The sequence below is a fragment of the Frigoribacterium sp. CFBP 13712 genome (assembly GCF_014842255.1).
Classification (GTDB): domain Bacteria; phylum Actinomycetota; class Actinomycetes; order Actinomycetales; family Microbacteriaceae; genus Frigoribacterium.
The window spans coordinates 120,006-137,804 of the sequence record NZ_JACYVH010000007.1; the positions used below are offsets into that span (position 1 = coordinate 120,006).

Below are 17,799 nucleotides of genomic sequence, written 5' to 3' on the forward strand. Positions count from 1 at the left end.
GTGAACGGAAGCCCACCAGTACTGGGGTGTCGAGGTCAGCCGGCGGCGTGCTGGCCGGGCGGGTGGGGGCGTCTACGCCGGGCGAGGCCGGGGATGGCGTGCAGGGTGGGCGGAAGTGGCCCTTCGTGGGGCGCGGAGGGGCGTTTTCTGACCAACGTGGGCGGTGGGGGCGGGGACGGCGCGCAGGGTGGGCGGAAGTGGCCCTTCGTGGCGCGCGGAGGGGCGTTATCTGACCGACGTGGAGCTGCGGGCGGGGCGGGGGAGGCGCGGGTCAGGTCGCGCGGGCGCCGAGCTCGGCGAGCAGGGTCGCGTGGTCGGCGCTCGACAGTCCGCTCGGCCGTGTGTCGGGGTCGGTCTGTCGGGACCTCCAGTCGAGGGCGTCGCGCAGAGTCTCGACGAGGAGGCGCGGCTCCAGCCCCAGAGACCGCGCCCGGACGGTCGACCGCGCGTTCATGCCGTGCCAGGCGCGGTCGGCGATCCAGAGCGGCATCGACCGCGGCCCCGCCCACTGGCCCACGCCCTGAGCCAGCAGCCACTCGGCCGGAGCCCGCACGATCGACGCATCGCTCGCCGCGGCCCGGCGTGCGGCCTCGAGATGCTCGTCGAACGAGACGACCTCGCCCAGCGCGTTCGCCACCCCGTTCGCGCCCTGCTCGACGCAGCGCACGAGCCAGTCGGCGAGATCGCGCACGTCGAGCACCGCCGTGGGGAGGTCGGGTGCCTCCGGCGCGAGCACGATGCCGGGTTCGCCGGGCTCGCCGAGATCCCTGGCCTCGCCCTGCTCGCCGCGTTTGCGACGCTCGGCGGGCTCGCGACGCTCGGCGGGGGCCCCGGGTGCCGAGGAGGCGCGGGCCGGGTGCGCGAACCGCCAGACCCAGTGGTCGGTGCGGCCGGTCGGGTCGCCGGGGCCGCCGATCAGACCCGGGCGCACGATCAGCGACCGGTCGGGGCCGAAGGCGGCGAGGACGGCGTCTTCGCAGGCGGCCTTCGCGGGGCCGTAGTCGTCGGGGCCGTCCATCAGGTCGGCGGCGAGCGGCTCGACGCGCTCGGCCGTCTCGTCGGCGCCGAGTTCCGCGTCCGAAGCGTAGACGCTGGTCGTCGACACGAAGAGGTACCGGTCGGCGACCGGCTCGAGGGCGCGGACCGCTCGGCGCACATGACCGGGCTCGCGGGCGACGTCGATGACGGCGTCCCAGCGAGCGGCGGCCCCGGCGGCCCCGGCGGCCCCGACGTCCCCGGCGGCCCCGATGAGGGCGGCACCGACGAGGGCGTCGTCGCGGTCGCGGTCGGCACGGACGAGCGTCGCGCCGTCGGGCACGTCCGTGCCGCGGGCGAGGCACATCACCTCGTGACCGGCGCCGATCGCTGTCGACGCGATGTGGCGGCCGAGCCACGCGGTGCCGCCGAGCACGAGGATCCTCATGCCCCGAGAGTGTCAGCCGAGGTCGTCATGAGGCGCGGGGTTCGCTCCGAGCGCACCGCGCGACGACGCGGTGTCCGATTCACTTCGCGGGGTCGGCGGGCTTCGCCGGGTCGGCGGGGTCGGTCGGGTCGTCGCCGGTGGCGAGGAGCAGGTCCATGCGCAGCTCGCGCTCGCGCACGGACGACTGCAGGGCGCGGATCACCCAGAGCAGCGTGCGCACGAGCAGGACCCCGAGGACGACGGCGAACCCGAGGACGACGACGTAGGTGAGCAGGACGACGATGGAGTACGTGCCGATCGAGTTCATCATGAGTCGAGCCTACGAGCCTCGCCGACTGCGCACCTCGCCTGCACGGGGGAGCTGTCGACTGCGGGGGTCAGCCGGGGGTCGACGCGCTGTGGGCGGGTGCGGTCACCGCGGCGGCCTCGGCCTCGACGAGGGTGTGCCGCCGGGCGGTGGCGAGACGGTCGAGTGCGAGCGACCCCGCCCCGACGGCGATGCCCATCGCGGCGATGATCCAGCGCGGCCGGTCGATGCCCGCCCGCACGAGGGAGACGTGCAGGCGTTCGTCGAGCGCCTCGGTGGTGCGTGCGAGAGCGAGGACGACCCCTGCTGCCCCCGCCGCGCCTCCGGCAGCGATCTTCGGGTCGGAGAACGGCTCGCGGGTCAGTCCGCTGGCCATGCTCGCGCCCGCCAGCCCGGCGAGGGCCGCGTGGTACGCGACGCGGACGGCGGGCCCCGAGGAGGCGGGCCTCACGAAGCAGAGACCGACGCACCCGAGCACGACGCCCAGCTGCACCACCCGGTCGCGGCGCTCGGCTCGGCCGAAGAGGTCGTCGACGCCGTCGAGGTCGATGGTCGCGGGGCTGCTGTCGTCGCGGGCACGATCGGTCATCGCCTCACTCTGCCAGGTCGACGCCCGCCCGGGAAGCACGAACCCGCCGAGCCCCCGTGGCGGGAGTCGGCGGGTTCGAGTCGTCGGTGGGTTCGAGTCACCGGCGGGCGTCAGCCGCGGGGGCGTCCGCTCAGCAGTCGGCCTTGGTGAAGGCGAGTGCGAGCTCGTCGCCGCCCTCGACCTCGTAGGTGTACTTCATGCCGATGTCGCGGTCGAGGATATCGCGGGTGGCCTCGGTGCCGCACAGCTGGGGGAGCACGGACTCCGAGAGGAGGTCTTCGGTGACGTTCTCGACTCCCTCGCCGGCCAGCGTGTAGTGGTAGTGGATCGCGTCGGACTCGGCGGTGATGTCGTCGAGCACCGTGACCTGGTCGATCTGCTGTGGCAGGTCGTACTGCCCCTTCGCCTCTTCCACACTCTCGGCGATGACGTCCTCCTTGGAGTCGCCGGAGAACGCCTGGAACGCCATGCGCACTCCGAACGAGACGATCACGGCTACGACGATCGCCACCGCCGCCCCGATGATCCGATTGCGTGTCGATGCCTGAACGGCCATGTCTTCCCCCTGATCGCGCCGTCTCCGGCGACGTCTCAGCCGACCGGCCCGTGTGATCTCGGGCCCCGTCGGCGCCGGACCATCCGGCTCAGGGAGCCCCGCGACACGACGCCGGTAGAACCCCCTGTCCGCACCCTAGCCAGTTCGCGAACGCCCGGGTGCGCGCGGAGGGTGCGCGCGCCTCCCCAACTCGGGGGTCAGTCTTCGGTGTCGCCGGCGTTCTCGGGTTCGGTCTTCGTCTCGTCCATGCGATCGCGGAGGTGGTCGGCCATGGCGCCGGCGCCCTCGTGCCCGTGGTCCTGCTCGACCTGCTCGATCAGCCCGCTGAGCTTCTCGTCGTTGGTCGCTTCGGTGGCGCCGTCCATGACGGGCTCGGTCTGCTTCTTCTCGGTCATGGCTCGACGCTACGCCGTGGCCCTCAGGAGGCGCGCAGGAGTCCGCATCCCGCGGCCGGTGTTTCGCAGCCTCCAGCCGGTACTCTCCTCCCATGAAGCGCACAGCAGACTCATCGTCCTCGTCTTCCGACTGCCATAGTCCGGGCGCCCGGAAGACCCCGGGCACCACCCGGTCGATCGTCATCACGACCCGATGAACGGCGACCTCGTCCTCAACATCGTCCTGGTCGTCGTCTTCGTCCTCGTCGGAGGTGTGTTCGCGGCCACCGAGATGGCCCTGGTCACGCTGCGCGAGAGCCAGGTCAACGCCATCGCCGCCCGTGGCAAGCGCGGCGAGAAGGTCGCGGGTCTGGCCCGCGATCCGAACATGTTCCTCGCCGCCGTGCAGATCGGCGTCACGGTCGCCGGCTTCGCATCGGCCGCCTACGGCGCATCGTCGATCGCGCCCTCGGTCACGCCCGTCCTGGTCTCGTGGGGGCTCGGCGAGCAGGCCGCCGCCACCGTGGCCACGATCGGCCTCACGCTGATCATCGCCTACCTCTCTCTCGTGCTCGGCGAGCTGGCCCCGAAGCGTCTGGCCATCCAGCGCAACGCGTCGTTCGCGTACGCCGTCGCCCCCGTGCTCGCGGTCTTCGCGGTGCTCATGCGCCCGGTGATCTGGCTGCTGTCGATCTCGACCAACCTCGTCGTGCGGATGCTGGGCGGCGATCCGCACAAGACGGGCGAGGAGATGACGGAGGAGGAGCTCCGCGACATCGTCTCGAGCCACGAGGGTCTGCCCGACGACGAACGGCGGATCCTCGACGACGTGCTCTCGCTGCGTCATCGTCAGCTCAGCCAGGTCATGCGCCCGCGCCCCGAGGTCACGGCCGTCGACGGCACGGGCACGGTCAGCGACGCCGCCACCGAGGTGCACGACCGCCCGTACTCGCGGTATCCCGTCATCGACCGGTCCATCGACGACATCATCGGGTTCGTGCACGTGCGCGACCTCTTCGAGGCGATCACCAAGGACCCGAGCACGCCCGTGCGCGACATCGTGCGCGACATCTCGTATCTGCCGGCCACGGCGCGCGTGCTGCCCACCCTGACCTCGATGCGGGCAGGCGGCCACCACATCGCCGTCATCATCGACGAATACGGCGGAACCGACGGCATCGTCACGCTGGAGGACCTGGTCGAGGAGGTCGTCGGCGAGATCTTCGACGAGTACGACACCGAGTCGGCGGCGGAGGACCTCGACGCCGGCGGCGGCACGGTCGACGGTCGGCTGAACTTCCAGGACTTCGAGGAGGCCACGGGTATCCACCTGCCCGACAGCGCCTCCGACACGGTCGCCGGGTTCGTCATCGAGAGCCTGGGTCGTCTGGCCCGGGTGGGCGACGTCGTCGAGATCGACGGCGCACGCCTGCAGGTGACGGTGATGGACCGCCGACGCATCTCCGAGCTGCTGGTCATCCCCGACGAGATCGACGGCGATGGCGACGTCGAGCACATCGAGCTGGCGGGCGCCCCGAGGACGGCCACGGCTTCGGCCGCGGCCACGTCTTCGTCCGCCGCTTCGTCCGCTGACGATGAAGCGGATCGGGGTCGGGCCGTCTGACCCGTCACGCCCCACGCCCCTCCTGACGATCGTCGATCGGAACGGCCCCGCCCCCGCCGGGGCCGTTCTGCTGCTCGGGAGGGTCGTCACCGGCGGTCGCCGTCGAGTCGAGTGCGACGCGGCCGCGTTCCATCTGTCGCCAGGACCCGCCGAGCAGGGGGGTCAGAGTGGCGAGCGTGTATGCGACGGCGATCACGCCGAAGGCCACGGCGAGTCCGACGGTGTCGGCGGCGACCCCGCCGAGCAGGGCGCCGAACGGCACGCCGGCCCATGCCCCCGCGTTGATGAGGCCGAAGACACGACCCCGCAGGTGCTCGGGAACCCGTTCGAGCTGGACGGCGCCGAGGATGGGATTGATCGATCCGGCGGCGAGCCCCGCGATGGCCGTCGCCGCCACGAGGACCGGCAGCGGTGCGCCGAGGGCGAAGGCCGTGCTGGGCGGCCCGCCGGCGAGGGTGAAGCAGATCGCGAGGGTGACGCGACGCGGCATGCGGTGGGCGACGAACCCGAAGCCCACGTTGCCGATCAGGGCGCAGCCGCCCATGACGGCGACGAGCAGGCCCAACGAGGCCGCGCCTCCGAGGCGGTCGTTCGCGTAGAGGGGCAGCAGCGACGACCCTCGCGCGGCGTCCAGCAGGTTCGTGAACAGCACGAGCCCGACGATCAGGCGCATGAGCCGGTCTCGCATCACGAAGCGGAACCCATCGGCGAGATCGGACCAGTAGGAGGCGCGGGTCGAGTCGTCATCGCCGTCGCCTCGCGGCGCGGTCGCCGACGGCGTCGCGGGGACGAAGGCGCCGGTGAGCCCGGCCGAGAGGGCGAACGTCGCCGCCGTGACGAACAGGGCGGAGATCGGCCCGACCGTGGCGACGAGCAGCCCGGCGGCGGAAGCGCCGATGAGTTTCGCGAAGCGCTCGGAGCCGTCGAGCAGACCCACGCTCTGCTCGAGCCGGACGCCTGCGCGGTCGGTCAGGCGGGGCAGCATCACCCGGCGGGCCGTCTGGCCGGGGGTGTCGAGCAGACCCCCGGCGAAGACGAGGAGGAGGAGCGCCCAGAACGGGAGGCCGACGGTGAGGGCGAGGACGGGCATCGCGAGGACTGCGGCGCCGCTGACGAGGTCGGCCACGATCGCCGCCCTGCGGTGGCCGACCCGATCGACGACCACCCCGCCGAGTGCTCCGCCGACGACCACCGGCGCCGTGGCGGAGAACGCTGCGATGCCGACCTCGACGCCTGAACCGCCGAGGCCGAGCACGTAGAAGGGGACCGCGAAGGCCGTGATCACGTTGCCGGTCTGCGACACCGCGTGAGCGCTCAGCAGGGCGGTCAAGGCGCCGATCGCCCGGCGGTCTCGTGGGCCGCGCGTCGTCGGGGCCTTCTCGGGCGCCTCCTCGCGCCCCGATGCGCGCGACACCTCAGGGCCGCCGGTAGGCCTGGTAGACGAGCACGACCGACTCCGCGCCGCCGCCGTCGCCGTCGTCGTCGGGGTCGCGGGTCGCGCTCGCCGCGACCCAGCGCTCGACGAGAGCCTCGAGCTCGCCCCGCAGGGTGGCCAGCTCGTCGACGGTGAGTCGCAGGCTGCGATCACCGCTCGCCGCGGCCGCGACCCACTCGCGGGGCAGGCCCGGTGCCGCATCGATGTAATCCGTGTAGCGGTTCGCGTAGGCGTGCGCGATCGACTTCTGCAGGGCCGACGAGGCGGCGAGGGCGGCGGGGTCGTCGAGCAGCTCGGCGGGCTCCCACGAGGTCAGCATCGTGGTCGCCTGCCACCAGCGCTCGCGCTGATCCGTGCTCGGGGCCGCCGCGGGCTCGATGAGATCGATCGACGCCAGCTTGCCGAGGTGGTAGCTGATCGTGCCCGGCGCCTCGTCGACGAGGTCGCCGAGGAGGGCGGCGGTCTGCGGGCCGCGCTCGCGGAGGAGGCCGAGGAGGCGCAGCCGCGTCGGATGCGCCATCACGCGCATCGAGGCGGCCGAGGTGAGCGTTGACCGGGGGGTCTCGCGAGGGGTCATGCGACGACGATAGAACCCACAAGGGGTGTTGCGCAAGAACTCTTGTGCATTACTCTCGAAGAGTATTGCCGGTGGCGGGATCGGTGTCGACCCGCGCCTCCTCGGGTCAGAGCAGGAGGGAGGCCGCCGCCGCGCTGAGTGCGATCGCGAGGATGGGCAGCCCGACCGCGACCGCGACGACGACGACCGCGCCGAGGGTCGCCAGGACGGCGGACCCGAGTCCGAGCGCGGCGGCCCCGGCGAGCGTGTCTCGCGACACCGTGTCGCCCCGGGCCACGGTCTCGGGCTCGGATCCGTCGGGCGACCGGAAGAGCGCCCGGGCGTCGGTCAGTCCGTCGTCGGTCGATGGGTCCACGACGCCCCCCGGATCCATGCCGTCCCCCGGGTCCGTGCCGTCGTGACGCATCACGACGGGTGTCGTGCGGTCCACTCGACGAAGGGGGCGACGGCGTCGTCGGCGCGGCCCTTCTCGGTGCGGAGCGTCCGCTCGTCGAGGGGCTTCGCGTACTCGTCGTAGAACGTGTCGAGGGTCATCAGGCGGTTGCCGTCCTCGTAGTGCTCGCCCTCCTCCTCCCGGCTCACCGCGTAGATCACGCGGTCGGGCTGCGCGTAGTACAGCGCCCCGAGGCACATCGGGCACGGGTAGGCCGTGACGTAGGCGTCGACGCCGCGCAGGTCGGTGAGCCCCTGCTCGGCCGCGAGACGGATCGCCCGGATCTCGGCGTGCGCCGTCGGATCGCCGGTCTGCGCCACGTGGTTGGTCGCCTCGACGACGACCTCGCCGTCGCGCACCAGCAGGCAGGCGAACGGCTTGCCGCCCTCCGCGACGTTCTCGCGGGCGCGCTGCACGCTGAGGGCGGTGAAGGTGTCGTCTCGATCGGTCATGACATCGAGAGTGCTCCCGGTCGACGCGGTGGCGCTCAGACTGCCCGGGGTTCGGCCCTCCGCCCGGCGATGAACCGCGTTCGCGAAGATGAACCGCGTTCTATCGCAGTTCATCTTCGCGAACGCGGTTCTCGGGGAGGCGGGAGGCAGGAGGCGCGGCGCGAGGCAGGAGGTGCGGCAGGAGGCAGGAGGCGCGGCGCGCGGCAGGAGGCGCGGGTCGCGTCAGAGGGACCGCAGGCTCCACAGGCCGCGGACGGCCCCGTAGGGCTTCAGCAGCGGGACCTCGCCGAGGCGGTGCTCGCGAGCTCGAACGAGCCTCCGGGCGAGGTCGGGTCGCTGCTTCCAGAGATGAGCGCGCGCCTTCTCGGCGTGCAGGGAGTTCGAGGCGATCTTGACGACGTCGAACTCCTCGACGAGCGGGATCGCGTGCTCGATGTTCTGCCACGTCGTCGTGCTCGTCCGGTCGAGCAGCACGGGGCCGTCGTAGCCGAGCATGTCGCGGAGGTGACGGAGCAGGAGGTCCGCCTCAGCGACCGCGCCCCCGACGGCCCCGCCGCAGAGCACGATGACGGACTCGTCGCGATCGACGTCGATCGATCGGAGCGCGGCGCGCAGTCGGTACCGGTTGATGTAGTTGGCGCGCCGGCCGCGGTTCCGATACCCGAGGACGACGATCGCCTCCCGACCGCCGTGTGGTGCGACGTCACCGAGCCGCCTCCCGTTCGACCGCGCATGCACCCACTCCGACCAGCCCAGTGTGCCGACGAGGAGCACCCCGGCCGCGGCGACCCACCTCATTCGTTTGGCGCCGTCGTGCCGGGTTCGTCGGACGGCCGCAGGGCACGGCGGACCGCCCTGTAGCCGAAGAAGAGACCGAGCACCACCATGGGCAGCCCCGCCCAAGGGGTGTCGAGCGTCAGGAAAAGAGTCAGACCCACGGAGCCGAACACGATCGCGAGGGCGACGTCGTTCGAGTCCGCCTCCTCCTCCTCGCCGTCGGCGGGCGTGCCGCTCTCGGGGTCGGACACGGGGCGCTCCTCGGGGTCGTCCATGAGTCGACGCTACGTCGCCGACCGGCCCCGCGCCTCCTTCGGGCGACGGATGGAGCGGATCGAGGGCAGCGTTCCGGGTTGCACGGGGCGGTGGCGGGCGAGAGGATCGGGGATGTGATGGCGACGAAGGTGATGCGTGCCGATTCTCCGCAGCGGGCCGAGCTCGAGGCGAACGGCTGGTCGGTGGCGGCCCGGTCGTTCGGTGCTCGGCTCGACGCGGATCGCATCGACGAGTCGCGTCTGCGGCGTCTGGTCGAACAGGTCGCCGTCGGCGTCTCGGTCCGCCCGCTCGACGACCGCGACGTCGACGCGGTGCTGGCGCTCGACTCGGCGACCGGCGGTGACTACCCGGGCAGCGTCGCGACGCGGCACGCCCTGCTCGATCGGGAGGGAGCGACGCCGACCCCCGCGCGGCGCGGTTTCGGCGCGTTCGGCCCCGACGGCGAGCTCGTCGCCATGACCTTCGTCGACGTCGAGACCGACGGCGACGGCAGCGCGGCCGAGACGGACTTCACGGTCGTCCATCGAGCCTGGAGGAGGCGCGGGCTGGCCGTCGCGGTCAAGGCGGCCTCCGTGCTGGCCCTGTCGGCGGAGGGCGTCACGCGCTTCCGCACCGGCGGCTCGGCCGACAACGCGGGGATCATCCGCGCGAACACCGTGCTCGGCTACGTCCGCGACGAGGAGTGGATCACGCTCGAGCGCGCCGCCGACTGAGCGTTCACGCGGCAGACGCCGCCTGCGCCGGCATCACACGATGTGCGCCGCGGTGCCCGTCACCGTGATGCCGCCTGCCGGAGGCACGTGGACGACCAGCAGACTCGGTCGCCCCACATGCCGACCCTGGTGCACGACGACCCGGGCAGGAGGCGCGATCAGCTCGAGCGCTCGCAGATACGCCCCGAGAGACGCGGCCGCCGAGCCGGTCGCCGGGTCTTCGGTGATGTCGCCGACGGGGAAGAGATTGCGCGTCTCGACGACGAGATCACCTGTCGCGTCGGCCTCCCGGCGGTGGACGACGGTGACGGTGCCGGCCCAGCCCCGTTCGTCCATGAGCCATCTCATCTCGGCGGGGTCGAAGCGGAACGCGTCGAAGACGGCCTGCTCTCGCACGGCCACCACGGGGTGCCAGTTGCCGGCGTACGACTCGCGGAGGGGCCAGCGGTCGTCGAGGTCGGCATGCTCCAGCCCGAGCAACGCAAGAAGTCGGTCGGCCACGATCGGGTCGAGGTCGCGGAGGGCGGGCTCGACGCTCGTGAACGACGCCGTGATCGGGAGGGGCGCGGAACCGGTGGTGCCGTCGCCGACGCGACCCGCGCCTCCTTCGGGTCGCGCCGTGTCGATCACGACGCGGCCGACGGGGGTGTCGAGGGCGAAGGGGCCGACTCCGCGGCGTTCGGCGAGGGCCACCGCGGTCGCGACGGTGGCGTGACCGCAGAACGGCACCTCGGCGCCGGGCGAGAAGTAGCGGACGCTCACGGTGCGATCGTCGGAGGCGGCGCCCGGGTCGACGACGAAGGCCGTCTCGGCGTACCCGACGTCGGCCGCGATGCGCTGCATCTCGACGTCGGTCAGCTGCGAGGCGTCGAGCACGACACCCGCGGGGTTGCCGCCGTCGGGCTCCGCGGCGAACGCGGTGAGTCGGAGGATCTCGACGGCGTGCGGATCGGTCATGACGCCACTCTGCCGCAGTCTGCGACGCCGAGATCCGACCAGGCCGTCGACGAGACGACGCCAGCACCGGGCCCGAGTGACATTCGTGCCAAGCCCGTGCACAACTCGACGACTAAGGCATTCGGACTTCGGTGAGTACGCGATTCATCGCCGTGCTGCAAACCGCTTCATGTCGCGCACGCCATCCTCAGTGCCGGCGTAGAAGACGCAGCAGTATGCGACCCATGCCTCCTCGAGGGCTCTACTCGTCCTGCGCTCGGCTTCCTCGCGCGTGATCGCGCCTGCACGAGCCGCGTTGGTGGCGTCGTTCATACGGGACGCGTACGGCTCTGCGATGGCGAAATCCCTCGTGTGGGTGTTGTTCTCCTTCGCCCATGCCTGCGCATGGCGGTGCTTAGTCCTTTCCGCCGAAGCCTTTTCGAGAGTGAGTGGCCAGACCTCCACCAGGGGGATCTCGGCCGCCAGCTCCTCGAATGTCTGCACGTCCTGCTGGAACCCACTCATCGAGAAGAAGCCCTTATGCTCTGCGCGGTGTATCTGGAACACCTCGCCCGTGAAGTGGACCCAGGTCGCAGCGCGCCATGGGTCCTGCTGCGTCGGCGGCCACTCCCAGACGTCGTCAGGGGCACCTCGATCGGTGTCTGAGCGTCGCGACAGCCACCCGCGGGCACGAAGAAAATCGTCAGCTTCGTCGCTGTAGGGCTCGATGGCTCCGTCGAGGTCCTCGTCGTCCTGGTGGTCGGTCATGTCGTCCCCATTCGTTCGATCAAGGGGCGGTACGGGGAAGCGTCACCACCGGCGAGGCGTCGACCGGGTGTCGCTCGAGCGCTTGATAGACGGTAGCTCGGCCAACGCCGAACAGTTCCACCAGCTCGGCGACCGGGTGTCAGGGACGGAAGCGGGGTCGGGCGACCTCGACGCATGGCAGGCTCGCGTCATGGACAAGGACTTCGGCACGGAACTCATGAAGGGGCACCTTCTTGCGGCGATCGGCGGAGCCATTTTCGGCGCGGTGATGATCGTCGCGTTCGCTCTCGTCTCGGCCTTTACTGATTTGGCTGGACTCAGCGGCATCGGGATCGGCGTCGGCTTCTTCTTGATCTGGGGTGGTCGGGCGGTCTGGCTCATCAGGAAACAGCGCCGCAATGCCCGCTAAGGCTTAGGGCATTCGATAGGCGGTCGTTCATCGGGACACCTTCTCGAGCCCATTTTGGACGCCCGAGACCAAGTGGCGCCTGGCCTGCGAATTCGCGTATGCCTGTCCCGCAAAAATGCCCGGTGACGGGGGTCTGAACGCTACAGTCGTCGGATGCTCATCGGATACGCCCGCGTCTCGACCTCGGGACAGGATCTCGCAGCACAGCGTGATGGTCTTGCAGCACTGGGTGTTGATGATCAACACGTGCATGTTGACCACGGCCTGTCGGGCACCACTCGAGCTCGGCCAGGCCTCCGCGAGGCCCTCGCCGCGTGCCGTGCCGGCGACGTCCTCGTGGTCACCAAGCTCGACCGCCTGGCCCGCTCACTGCGCGACGCGACGGACATTGCGGACGAGCTCACGAAGAAGGGCGTCGCCCTGAACCTCGGGGGAGCGGTCTACGACCCCACCGACCCCGTCGGCCGGCTCTTGTTCAACGTCCTCGGTATGGTGGCCGAGTTCGAGGCGGACCTCATCCGTGCCCGGACCCGTGAGGGCATGGCGATCGCGAAGGCTGCCGGCAAGCTCCGGGGCCGCAAGCCCAAGTTGACTGCTTCGCAGGAGAAGCACCTCGTGCAGCTGCACCGCACCGGCGCCCACACGACGAGCGAGATCGCAGAGCTGTTCGGCGTGGCCCGCTCGACGGTCTACCGCGCGATCCAGCGCGCGGAGCAGGCGTGATTTCGGACTCAGTCCCATGGCGCGAACAGCTCTGGACCTCCGCCGATGCGCTTGAGAAGCGGGCTGCTTCGAGGCGTTGGACGGAAAGGACGGCCTACCTCGTCGAGCGCGATCTGATAACCGGCATGTTTGCCGTTCGTCGGCTCATGGAGTCTTCGAAAACGTCGTCAAACCTTCCTAGCGAGAGAGTGACCTGTGGTGTCCACCCACTCACGGGGCGGGCGCCACAGCTCCTCGATCGGTGGTCCTTCTGGGAGCACTACGACATCACCTCGAAGCAGCAGACACAGTTGACGGTCAGGGCTCTGGCATCGGTCTTCATAGCTGTACCAGGCCATGACGTTGGTGACACGTTGAGAACCTCAGAGAAGCTGTGGCTGCTCTCGCCCGCTCGGCTGCGCCGAACGGCCCGTCTCCGACGACTTCCGCCGAAGACTCAAGATGACCAGGCGCACTTAGATGGCGCCAGCGAACGGGGCAAGCCTGAGGTATCGATCAGCTATCCATTCCGACTGGTAGAGAGCCGTCGTACTGACAGATGGCCCGGACCTTCTCGGCTGATGCGCTTGTCGTGTCGAATTGGTAGCCCAGCCACTCCTTCGCCATGCGGCGGGCGACCTCGAGACCGATGACGCGCTGGCCCATGCAGAGCACCTGAGCATCGTTCGAAAGCACGCTTCGCTCGACGGAGAACGAGTCATGCGCAGTGACTGCGCGGATGCCGGGGACCTTGTTCGCTGCAATCGCGACGCCGAGTCCCGTGCCGCAGATGAGGATCGCGCGGTCGGCTTTTCCCTCGGCCACCATTCGCGCCGCGTCGACTGCAATATGGGGGTAGGTGGTGTGACTTTCTGCATCGACGCCCACATCGGTGATGATCGATACCCGAGGGTCGGTCAGCAGGTCGGCCTTGATTGCCTCTTTGTAGTCGAACCCGGCGTCGTCTGAACCGATGACGAGGCGATAGGTGCTCATGATGCTGTTCCTTCTTCCCAAGCGGTTGGCCAGTTGAGGACTTCGCCGACGACCGTGACGATCATGGCCATGGACGTTGCTCCGGCATCGGGGGTGCCGACGCTCTTTTCCGCGAGCGGACGGGCACGTCCCACCTTGGGCCGGAGTTCTGCGGTGGCCGACGCGGCGGCGACGGACACCTGAGCCGCCGCAGTCCAGGCCACCGGCAGAGCGTCACCTGCGTCGACCCGCTCGCGCAGCGACCGCGCGAACGGCAGCAAAGCATCAAGCATGGTTTTGTCGCCTTCGCTCGCCCGGCCCAGGTCGACGATCGACTCGGCAAACGCGTCGACGCCATCGACGATCTGCACAGCCGCGTAGTCTTCGCGGTCATCGGTCAGCGAGGTGGCGAGGGCTTCGAGCGCTGAACCCCAGAGGACCCCGGAGGTGCCGCCGGCGTGCTCTGCCCAGGCCAAGCCAGCGCGGCTGAGTAGCCACGCGCCTCCTGCCCCGTCGGCAACGCCGCCGACCCGCGAGACGGCCGCGCCGATGCCCTTGAGCATTCCGCGTCCGTGATCGCCGTCGCCGGCCACTGCGTCGATGCGGCCGAGGGTTTCCTCTTCGCGGCGCAGCAGATCATGGATCGCGCTGAGCGCCGTGCGGACTCTGCCACCCAGCCGCGCGGCCGCCTCGGTAGCGGCAGGGGCGGTGTCGTCGACTCCGGCTGCGAGTTCGTCTGGTGAGGGCGCCACGAGCTCGTCGAGTGGAGCTCGCAGTTTGCGGTACGCGGGGGTGTAGGCGTCGGCGCGCCAGAGTCGCTCGAGCTCATCGTCGAGCCACTGCAGAGTCAGCGAGACACCACCCATGTCGAGGCTGGTGACGAGCTCGCCCACCTCGGGCTCGATGACCTCGACATCGGCGTCTGCCAGTCTGCGAGCGATGTGACCCCAGAGTAGGAACAACTCTTCATACTTAGTCGTGCCGAGGCCGTTGAGGATCGGAGCGACCTTTGAAAACGCGCGGCGGGGCCGGTCCTCGAGCAGTCGGTCGACAAAGAGGTCTGCTAGGTCGGTCGCCGGCATCAGCTCGACGTCGCGGATGCCCGGTTCGCCGTGGATGCCGAGCCCCAGGCCGAGGTGCCCTTCGGGGACCTCGAAGAGCGGCTCGGCGGCGCCGGGCATCGTGCAGCCTGAGAAGGCAACGCCGAGTGTGCGGGTCGCGTCGTTTGAGGCGTTGCCGATGCGCTCGACCTCGTCGAGCGAAGCGCCTTCGGCCGCTGCGGCGCCCATGGCCTTGAAGACCGAGAAATCACCCGCGATTCCGCGGCGCTTCGAGGGTTCGTCGGCGGAGGCGACGTCGTCGGCCACGACCACGATGCGAGTGTCAATACCTTCTTTGCGGAGGCGTTCGGCGGCGATGCCGAAGTTCATGATGTCGCCGGCGTAGTTGCCGAAGCTGAAGACGACGCCCTTGCCTTGGTCGGCAGCCTTTGCGACCGAGTAGGCCTGCGCGGCCGACGGCGAGGTGAAGATGTTGCCGACCACGGCTCCGGTGGCCAGGCCTGGGCCGACGTTGCCGCTGAAGGCGGGGTAGTGGCCTGAGCCGCCGCCGATGACGACGGCGACCTGCGGGTCGCCCTGGCCGCGGTGGGAGACAACGCCGCCGGGCACGCCGCGAAGACGATCGGCGTACAAGGCGAGAAATCCGGTGAGTTGGTCGTCGGCGAACTCGTCGGGATCGTCGTAGATGGTGGTCATGAGCTGGTGCTCTCTCTACTGGTGGGTCGGCTGTGGCTGCGGCCGCCCTGGGGAACGTTGAGGAAGTGGATCATCACGAATGCGATGGCGTAGAGGCCGACGAAGGTCCACACGACTCCGACACCCGAGCCGCCAAGCCCGAAGACCAAGGCCACGACGGCCGAGCCGAGGAATGCGGCTCCACCCGCGGCTGTCGTGTACATCGCCATGGCGGCGCCTTTGTGGTCGGGCGCGAGGGCGGGCATGATCGCGCCCATCGGCACGAAGCCGGCGAGCAGGCAGCCGAAGACGCAGCCGGCGATCACGGAGAGCACGTAGCCCCAGTCGCTGCCGGCCGGGACGAGCTGGGGCACGTACCACCACAACAGCAAGCCAAGGGCGGACCCTGCGATGCCGAACCACTTGACGGTGCGCTGCCAGCCGAATCTGTCGCCGATCGCGCCGAAGAGAGCGTTGACCAGGATGTTCGTGGCATAGACGCAGACCGTCATGAGCAGCCAGCGTGATTGACCCCAGCCGCGGTCTTCCGCGATGATCACCGGCAGGACGATGAACATCGCGTACTGCGGGGCTGTGTTGATCAGCCGGATGAGGAAGCCCATGAGGATCTTGCCTCGTGTGAAGGTGAGACGCAGCCCTGAGGTGAGTACCGCAGTGGTGCTCTCGCCGGCCGGCGCGATCCTTCGCCGCCCTCGCACTTCCTTCACCCCGAACCAGGCGATCAAGAACCCGATCACGACGAGGCCGATGGAGGCGATCATGGCACCGGTCTCGCCGACGGTTCCGCCGCCGAAAGTGGGGATGGCTCCGATGGCGAAGAGCGATCCGAGGGTGGGCAGGCCACCGGTGAAGGCGACGTAGAACCAGCCGACGGCGGAGCCGTTGCGCTTAACCGGCGTGATGATGTTGACCCACACCAGGAAGGCGAACGCGAAGATCGGGTAGCCGAAACCGCGGAGCGTATAGGTCAAGGCGGTCAGCGGGATGCTCTGAGCCTGGAGGCTCAGCAAGAACAGCACCTCAAAGACGATCCAGATAAGGAACCCGATCAGCATGACCTTGCGTGGACCGATCAGGTCGGCAAGGGCTCCTGAAAGGTAGCTGCCCACGAGGACGGCAAGACTGTACCCGGTGATGATGTTGGCGACCGTTGCCTCGGGGGAGCCAAGGACCTCGATCATGTGCGGGGTGATGAAGTTGGATTCGACGCCGTTACCAGTCATGAAGACCAGCACGGCGACGAAGCCTGGGAATAGCACACGTGGCATGCCGAGACGGTCAAGGCGGCCCTGAGGGGTCGAAAAAGGACTAATCGTCGTTTCCGTTGTCATACCGCGACTCCGAATCCTTCTCAGGAGTGGACGGCGGCGGAGGTGGTGGCCTCGGTGAGGGAGGGAACGATGCTGACCTTGACGGAGCCGCCTTCGCTGTCGGCGACGAGGTCGAGGGCTTCTTGGAAGCGGTCAAGAGGGAACTGGTGGGTGCAGATCTCGTCCATGGGGAGCTTGCCGCTCTCGAGCAGCTTGATGGCGGCGGGCCAGCAGTGGGGGCCGAGGTGTGCGCCCAGCACGTTGAGCTCTTTGTCGTCGCTGATGATGGACCAGTCAACCGACGCGTTGGAGCCGAAGACTGAGTACTCGACGTAGGTGCCGAGTTTCCGCAGGATGTTCAGGCCCTGCGACACGGCGGAGGGGTGGCCGGTCGCCTCGATGTAGACGTCGGCACCGTATCCGTCGGTCAGTTCTTTGACCTTGGCGACGGCGTCCTCTTTCGTGATGTTGATCACGAGATCGGCGCCAGCCTTGGTGGCGAGGGCGAGCTTGTCGTCGCTCATGTCGAGCGCGATCACGAGCTTGGGGTTTTTCTGGCGGGTGCCGGCGATGGCTCCCAGGCCGATCGGTCCGGCGCCAGCGATGACGACGACGTCGTCGAACTTGATGTTGCCGCGTTCGACGGCGTGCATCGCGCACGACAGCGGTTCAGCGAAGGCGGCCACGTGCGGGGCGAGGTCGCGGCTGACTGGGTGAGTCAGCGCTCGGGTGGGTACGAGCACGTACTCAGCCATGGCCCCGTCGAAGCCCTTGAAACCGAACATGTCGTGCGGGCCGCACATCCAGTAGGCGCCCATCAGGCAGTAGCGGCACTCCCAGCAGGGCACGATCTGTTCGCACGCAATGCGGTCGCCGAGACTCACGCCTCGCTTGGCAAGGGCAGCGTCGTCGCCAGCGACGACGGTTCCTACGAACTCGTGGCCAGCGATGCGATCGCGCTCGGCCCAGGCCGGGCGGTTCTCGTCGCCCCAGAACTTGGCCGCGCCGTGGTAGCACTTGAGGTCGCTCGCACAGACACCGACGGCGTCGACCTTGAGCAGCAACTCGCCGGCGCCGGGGGTCGGGACGTCGACGGTGTCGAGTCGGTAGTCCTCGGGGCCGTGCACGACGACTGCTTTCATCGTGGCCGGAACGGCGCTGGCGGAGTCGTCAATTTCGGAAATGGTGGCTGTGGACATCGTTGATGGCCTCCTGCGTCTCGGCTGGCCGCGTCGTCGCGGCTTCGTCGCATCAGCGCGACTCATTTCAGGCTACATCGGTCAGAACAAAAGTCAAGAACAAAATTTCCACGCATCGACAAGTCGAATCATTCCCAGCCGAGGACTTGCGGAAATTCTGTTTAGAACATAATTTCCTCTTGGGCCCCCAAGCGTGTGGGCTTAGGC

At 69.4% G+C, this 17,799-nt stretch carries 21 protein-coding genes; 4 read left to right on the top strand and 17 right to left on the bottom strand.

Going from position 1 to position 17,799, the window contains the following annotated elements; translation table 11 throughout:
• Positions 1-271: 271 nt before the first annotated feature.
• The 5 genes from IFT51_RS12405 to IFT51_RS12425 form a co-directional block, all read right to left on the bottom strand.
• Positions 272-1,423: an NAD-dependent epimerase/dehydratase family protein gene (locus IFT51_RS12405; protein WP_192061387.1), complete on the bottom strand. Its 1,152-nt coding sequence runs from the start codon at positions 1,421-1,423 to the stop codon at positions 272-274.
• A 79-nt stretch (positions 1,424-1,502) separates the two neighbouring features.
• Complete coding sequence (locus IFT51_RS12410; RefSeq protein WP_192061388.1) at positions 1,503-1,733, bottom strand: hypothetical protein; 231 nt, start codon at positions 1,731-1,733, stop codon at positions 1,503-1,505.
• Positions 1,734-1,800: 67 nt separating this feature from the next.
• Positions 1,801-2,319: a hypothetical protein gene (locus IFT51_RS12415; protein WP_192061389.1), complete on the bottom strand. Its 519-nt coding sequence runs from the start codon at positions 2,317-2,319 to the stop codon at positions 1,801-1,803.
• Between the two features lie 130 nt (positions 2,320-2,449).
• Positions 2,450-2,875, bottom strand: coding sequence for a hypothetical protein (locus IFT51_RS12420; protein WP_192061390.1), 426 nt, complete (start codon positions 2,873-2,875; stop codon positions 2,450-2,452).
• A 197-nt stretch (positions 2,876-3,072) separates the two neighbouring features.
• A complete protein-coding gene (locus tag IFT51_RS12425) occupies positions 3,073-3,270 on the bottom strand; it encodes a hypothetical protein (RefSeq protein ID WP_192061391.1) in 198 nt (65 codons plus the stop codon).
• A 193-nt stretch (positions 3,271-3,463) separates the two neighbouring features.
• Here IFT51_RS12425 and IFT51_RS12430 point away from each other — a divergent pair, with 193 nt between their 5' ends.
• The gene (locus IFT51_RS12430) at positions 3,464-4,873 is read left to right on the top strand and encodes a hemolysin family protein (RefSeq protein ID WP_192061392.1); all 1,410 of its coding nucleotides are present in this window, start codon (positions 3,464-3,466) and stop codon (positions 4,871-4,873) included.
• 4 nt (positions 4,874-4,877) lie between these two features.
• On the opposite strand, the gene IFT51_RS12435 is transcribed toward IFT51_RS12430, so the two are convergent.
• The 6 genes from IFT51_RS12435 to IFT51_RS12455 form a co-directional block, all read right to left on the bottom strand.
• Positions 4,878-6,203 (bottom strand): MFS transporter, encoded by a 1,326-nt coding sequence (locus IFT51_RS12435; protein ID WP_244637265.1) that lies wholly within the window; start codon positions 6,201-6,203, stop codon positions 4,878-4,880.
• Between the two features lie 85 nt (positions 6,204-6,288).
• On the bottom strand, positions 6,289-6,885 hold the full coding sequence (locus IFT51_RS15225; protein WP_243214708.1) for a helix-turn-helix domain-containing protein: 597 nt from the start codon (positions 6,883-6,885) through the stop codon (positions 6,289-6,291).
• A gap of 106 nt (positions 6,886-6,991) precedes the next feature.
• Complete coding sequence (locus IFT51_RS12440; RefSeq protein ID WP_192061394.1) at positions 6,992-7,240, bottom strand: hypothetical protein; 249 nt, start codon at positions 7,238-7,240, stop codon at positions 6,992-6,994.
• A 50-nt stretch (positions 7,241-7,290) separates the two neighbouring features.
• Positions 7,291-7,770, bottom strand: a complete 480-nt coding sequence (locus IFT51_RS12445; RefSeq protein WP_192061395.1) for a nucleoside deaminase — start codon at positions 7,768-7,770, stop codon at positions 7,291-7,293.
• 222 nt (positions 7,771-7,992) lie between these two features.
• The gene (locus IFT51_RS12450) at positions 7,993-8,568 is read right to left on the bottom strand and encodes an ElyC/SanA/YdcF family protein (protein ID WP_192061396.1); all 576 of its coding nucleotides are present in this window, start codon (positions 8,566-8,568) and stop codon (positions 7,993-7,995) included.
• Complete coding sequence (locus tag IFT51_RS12455; protein WP_192061397.1) at positions 8,565-8,822, bottom strand: hypothetical protein; 258 nt, start codon at positions 8,820-8,822, stop codon at positions 8,565-8,567. The genes IFT51_RS12450 and IFT51_RS12455 overlap by 4 nt, the downstream gene beginning before the upstream one ends.
• 117 nt (positions 8,823-8,939) lie before the next feature.
• Between IFT51_RS12455 and IFT51_RS12460 the strand changes: the two genes are divergently transcribed.
• On the top strand, positions 8,940-9,536 hold the full coding sequence (locus tag IFT51_RS12460) for an acetyltransferase (protein ID WP_192061436.1): 597 nt from the start codon (positions 8,940-8,942) through the stop codon (positions 9,534-9,536).
• Positions 9,537-9,569: 33 nt separating this feature from the next.
• On the opposite strand, the gene IFT51_RS12465 is transcribed toward IFT51_RS12460, so the two are convergent.
• On the bottom strand, positions 9,570-10,493 hold the full coding sequence (locus tag IFT51_RS12465) for a PhzF family phenazine biosynthesis protein (RefSeq protein ID WP_192061398.1): 924 nt from the start codon (positions 10,491-10,493) through the stop codon (positions 9,570-9,572).
• A gap of 144 nt (positions 10,494-10,637) precedes the next feature.
• Complete coding sequence (locus IFT51_RS12470; RefSeq protein ID WP_192061399.1) at positions 10,638-11,240, bottom strand: hypothetical protein; 603 nt, start codon at positions 11,238-11,240, stop codon at positions 10,638-10,640.
• Positions 11,241-11,307: 67 nt separating this feature from the next.
• On the opposite strand from IFT51_RS12470, the gene IFT51_RS12475 reads away from it, so the two are divergent.
• Both IFT51_RS12475 and IFT51_RS12480 read left to right on the top strand, forming a co-directional pair.
• A complete protein-coding gene (locus IFT51_RS12475; protein ID WP_192061400.1) occupies positions 11,308-11,649 on the top strand; it encodes a hypothetical protein in 342 nt (113 codons plus the stop codon).
• Positions 11,650-11,802: 153 nt separating this feature from the next.
• Positions 11,803-12,372, top strand: coding sequence for a recombinase family protein (locus IFT51_RS12480; RefSeq protein ID WP_192061401.1), 570 nt, complete (start codon positions 11,803-11,805; stop codon positions 12,370-12,372).
• 495 nt (positions 12,373-12,867) lie between these two features.
• On the opposite strand, the gene IFT51_RS12485 is transcribed toward IFT51_RS12480, so the two are convergent.
• Genes IFT51_RS12485 through IFT51_RS12500 form a run of 4 tightly spaced genes read right to left on the bottom strand, consistent with a single transcriptional unit; the run spans position 12,868 to position 17,592 of the window.
• Positions 12,868-13,347, bottom strand: a complete 480-nt coding sequence (locus IFT51_RS12485; protein ID WP_192061402.1) for a ribose-5-phosphate isomerase — start codon at positions 13,345-13,347, stop codon at positions 12,868-12,870.
• Positions 13,344-15,083: a dihydroxyacetone kinase family protein gene (locus tag IFT51_RS12490; protein ID WP_192061403.1), complete on the bottom strand. Its 1,740-nt coding sequence runs from the start codon at positions 15,081-15,083 to the stop codon at positions 13,344-13,346. The genes IFT51_RS12485 and IFT51_RS12490 overlap by 4 nt, the downstream gene beginning before the upstream one ends.
• Positions 15,080-16,414 carry an RbtT/DalT/CsbX family MFS transporter gene (locus IFT51_RS12495; RefSeq protein WP_192061404.1) on the bottom strand — a complete coding sequence of 445 codons (1,335 nt, stop codon included), beginning with the start codon at positions 16,412-16,414 and terminating at the stop codon, positions 15,080-15,082. The genes IFT51_RS12490 and IFT51_RS12495 overlap by 4 nt, the downstream gene beginning before the upstream one ends.
• Before the next feature lie 20 nt (positions 16,415-16,434).
• Entirely contained in the window at positions 16,435-17,592 is a 1,158-nt protein-coding gene (locus tag IFT51_RS12500; RefSeq protein ID WP_192061405.1) for a zinc-binding dehydrogenase, read from the bottom strand.
• Positions 17,593-17,799 lie beyond the last annotated feature (207 nt).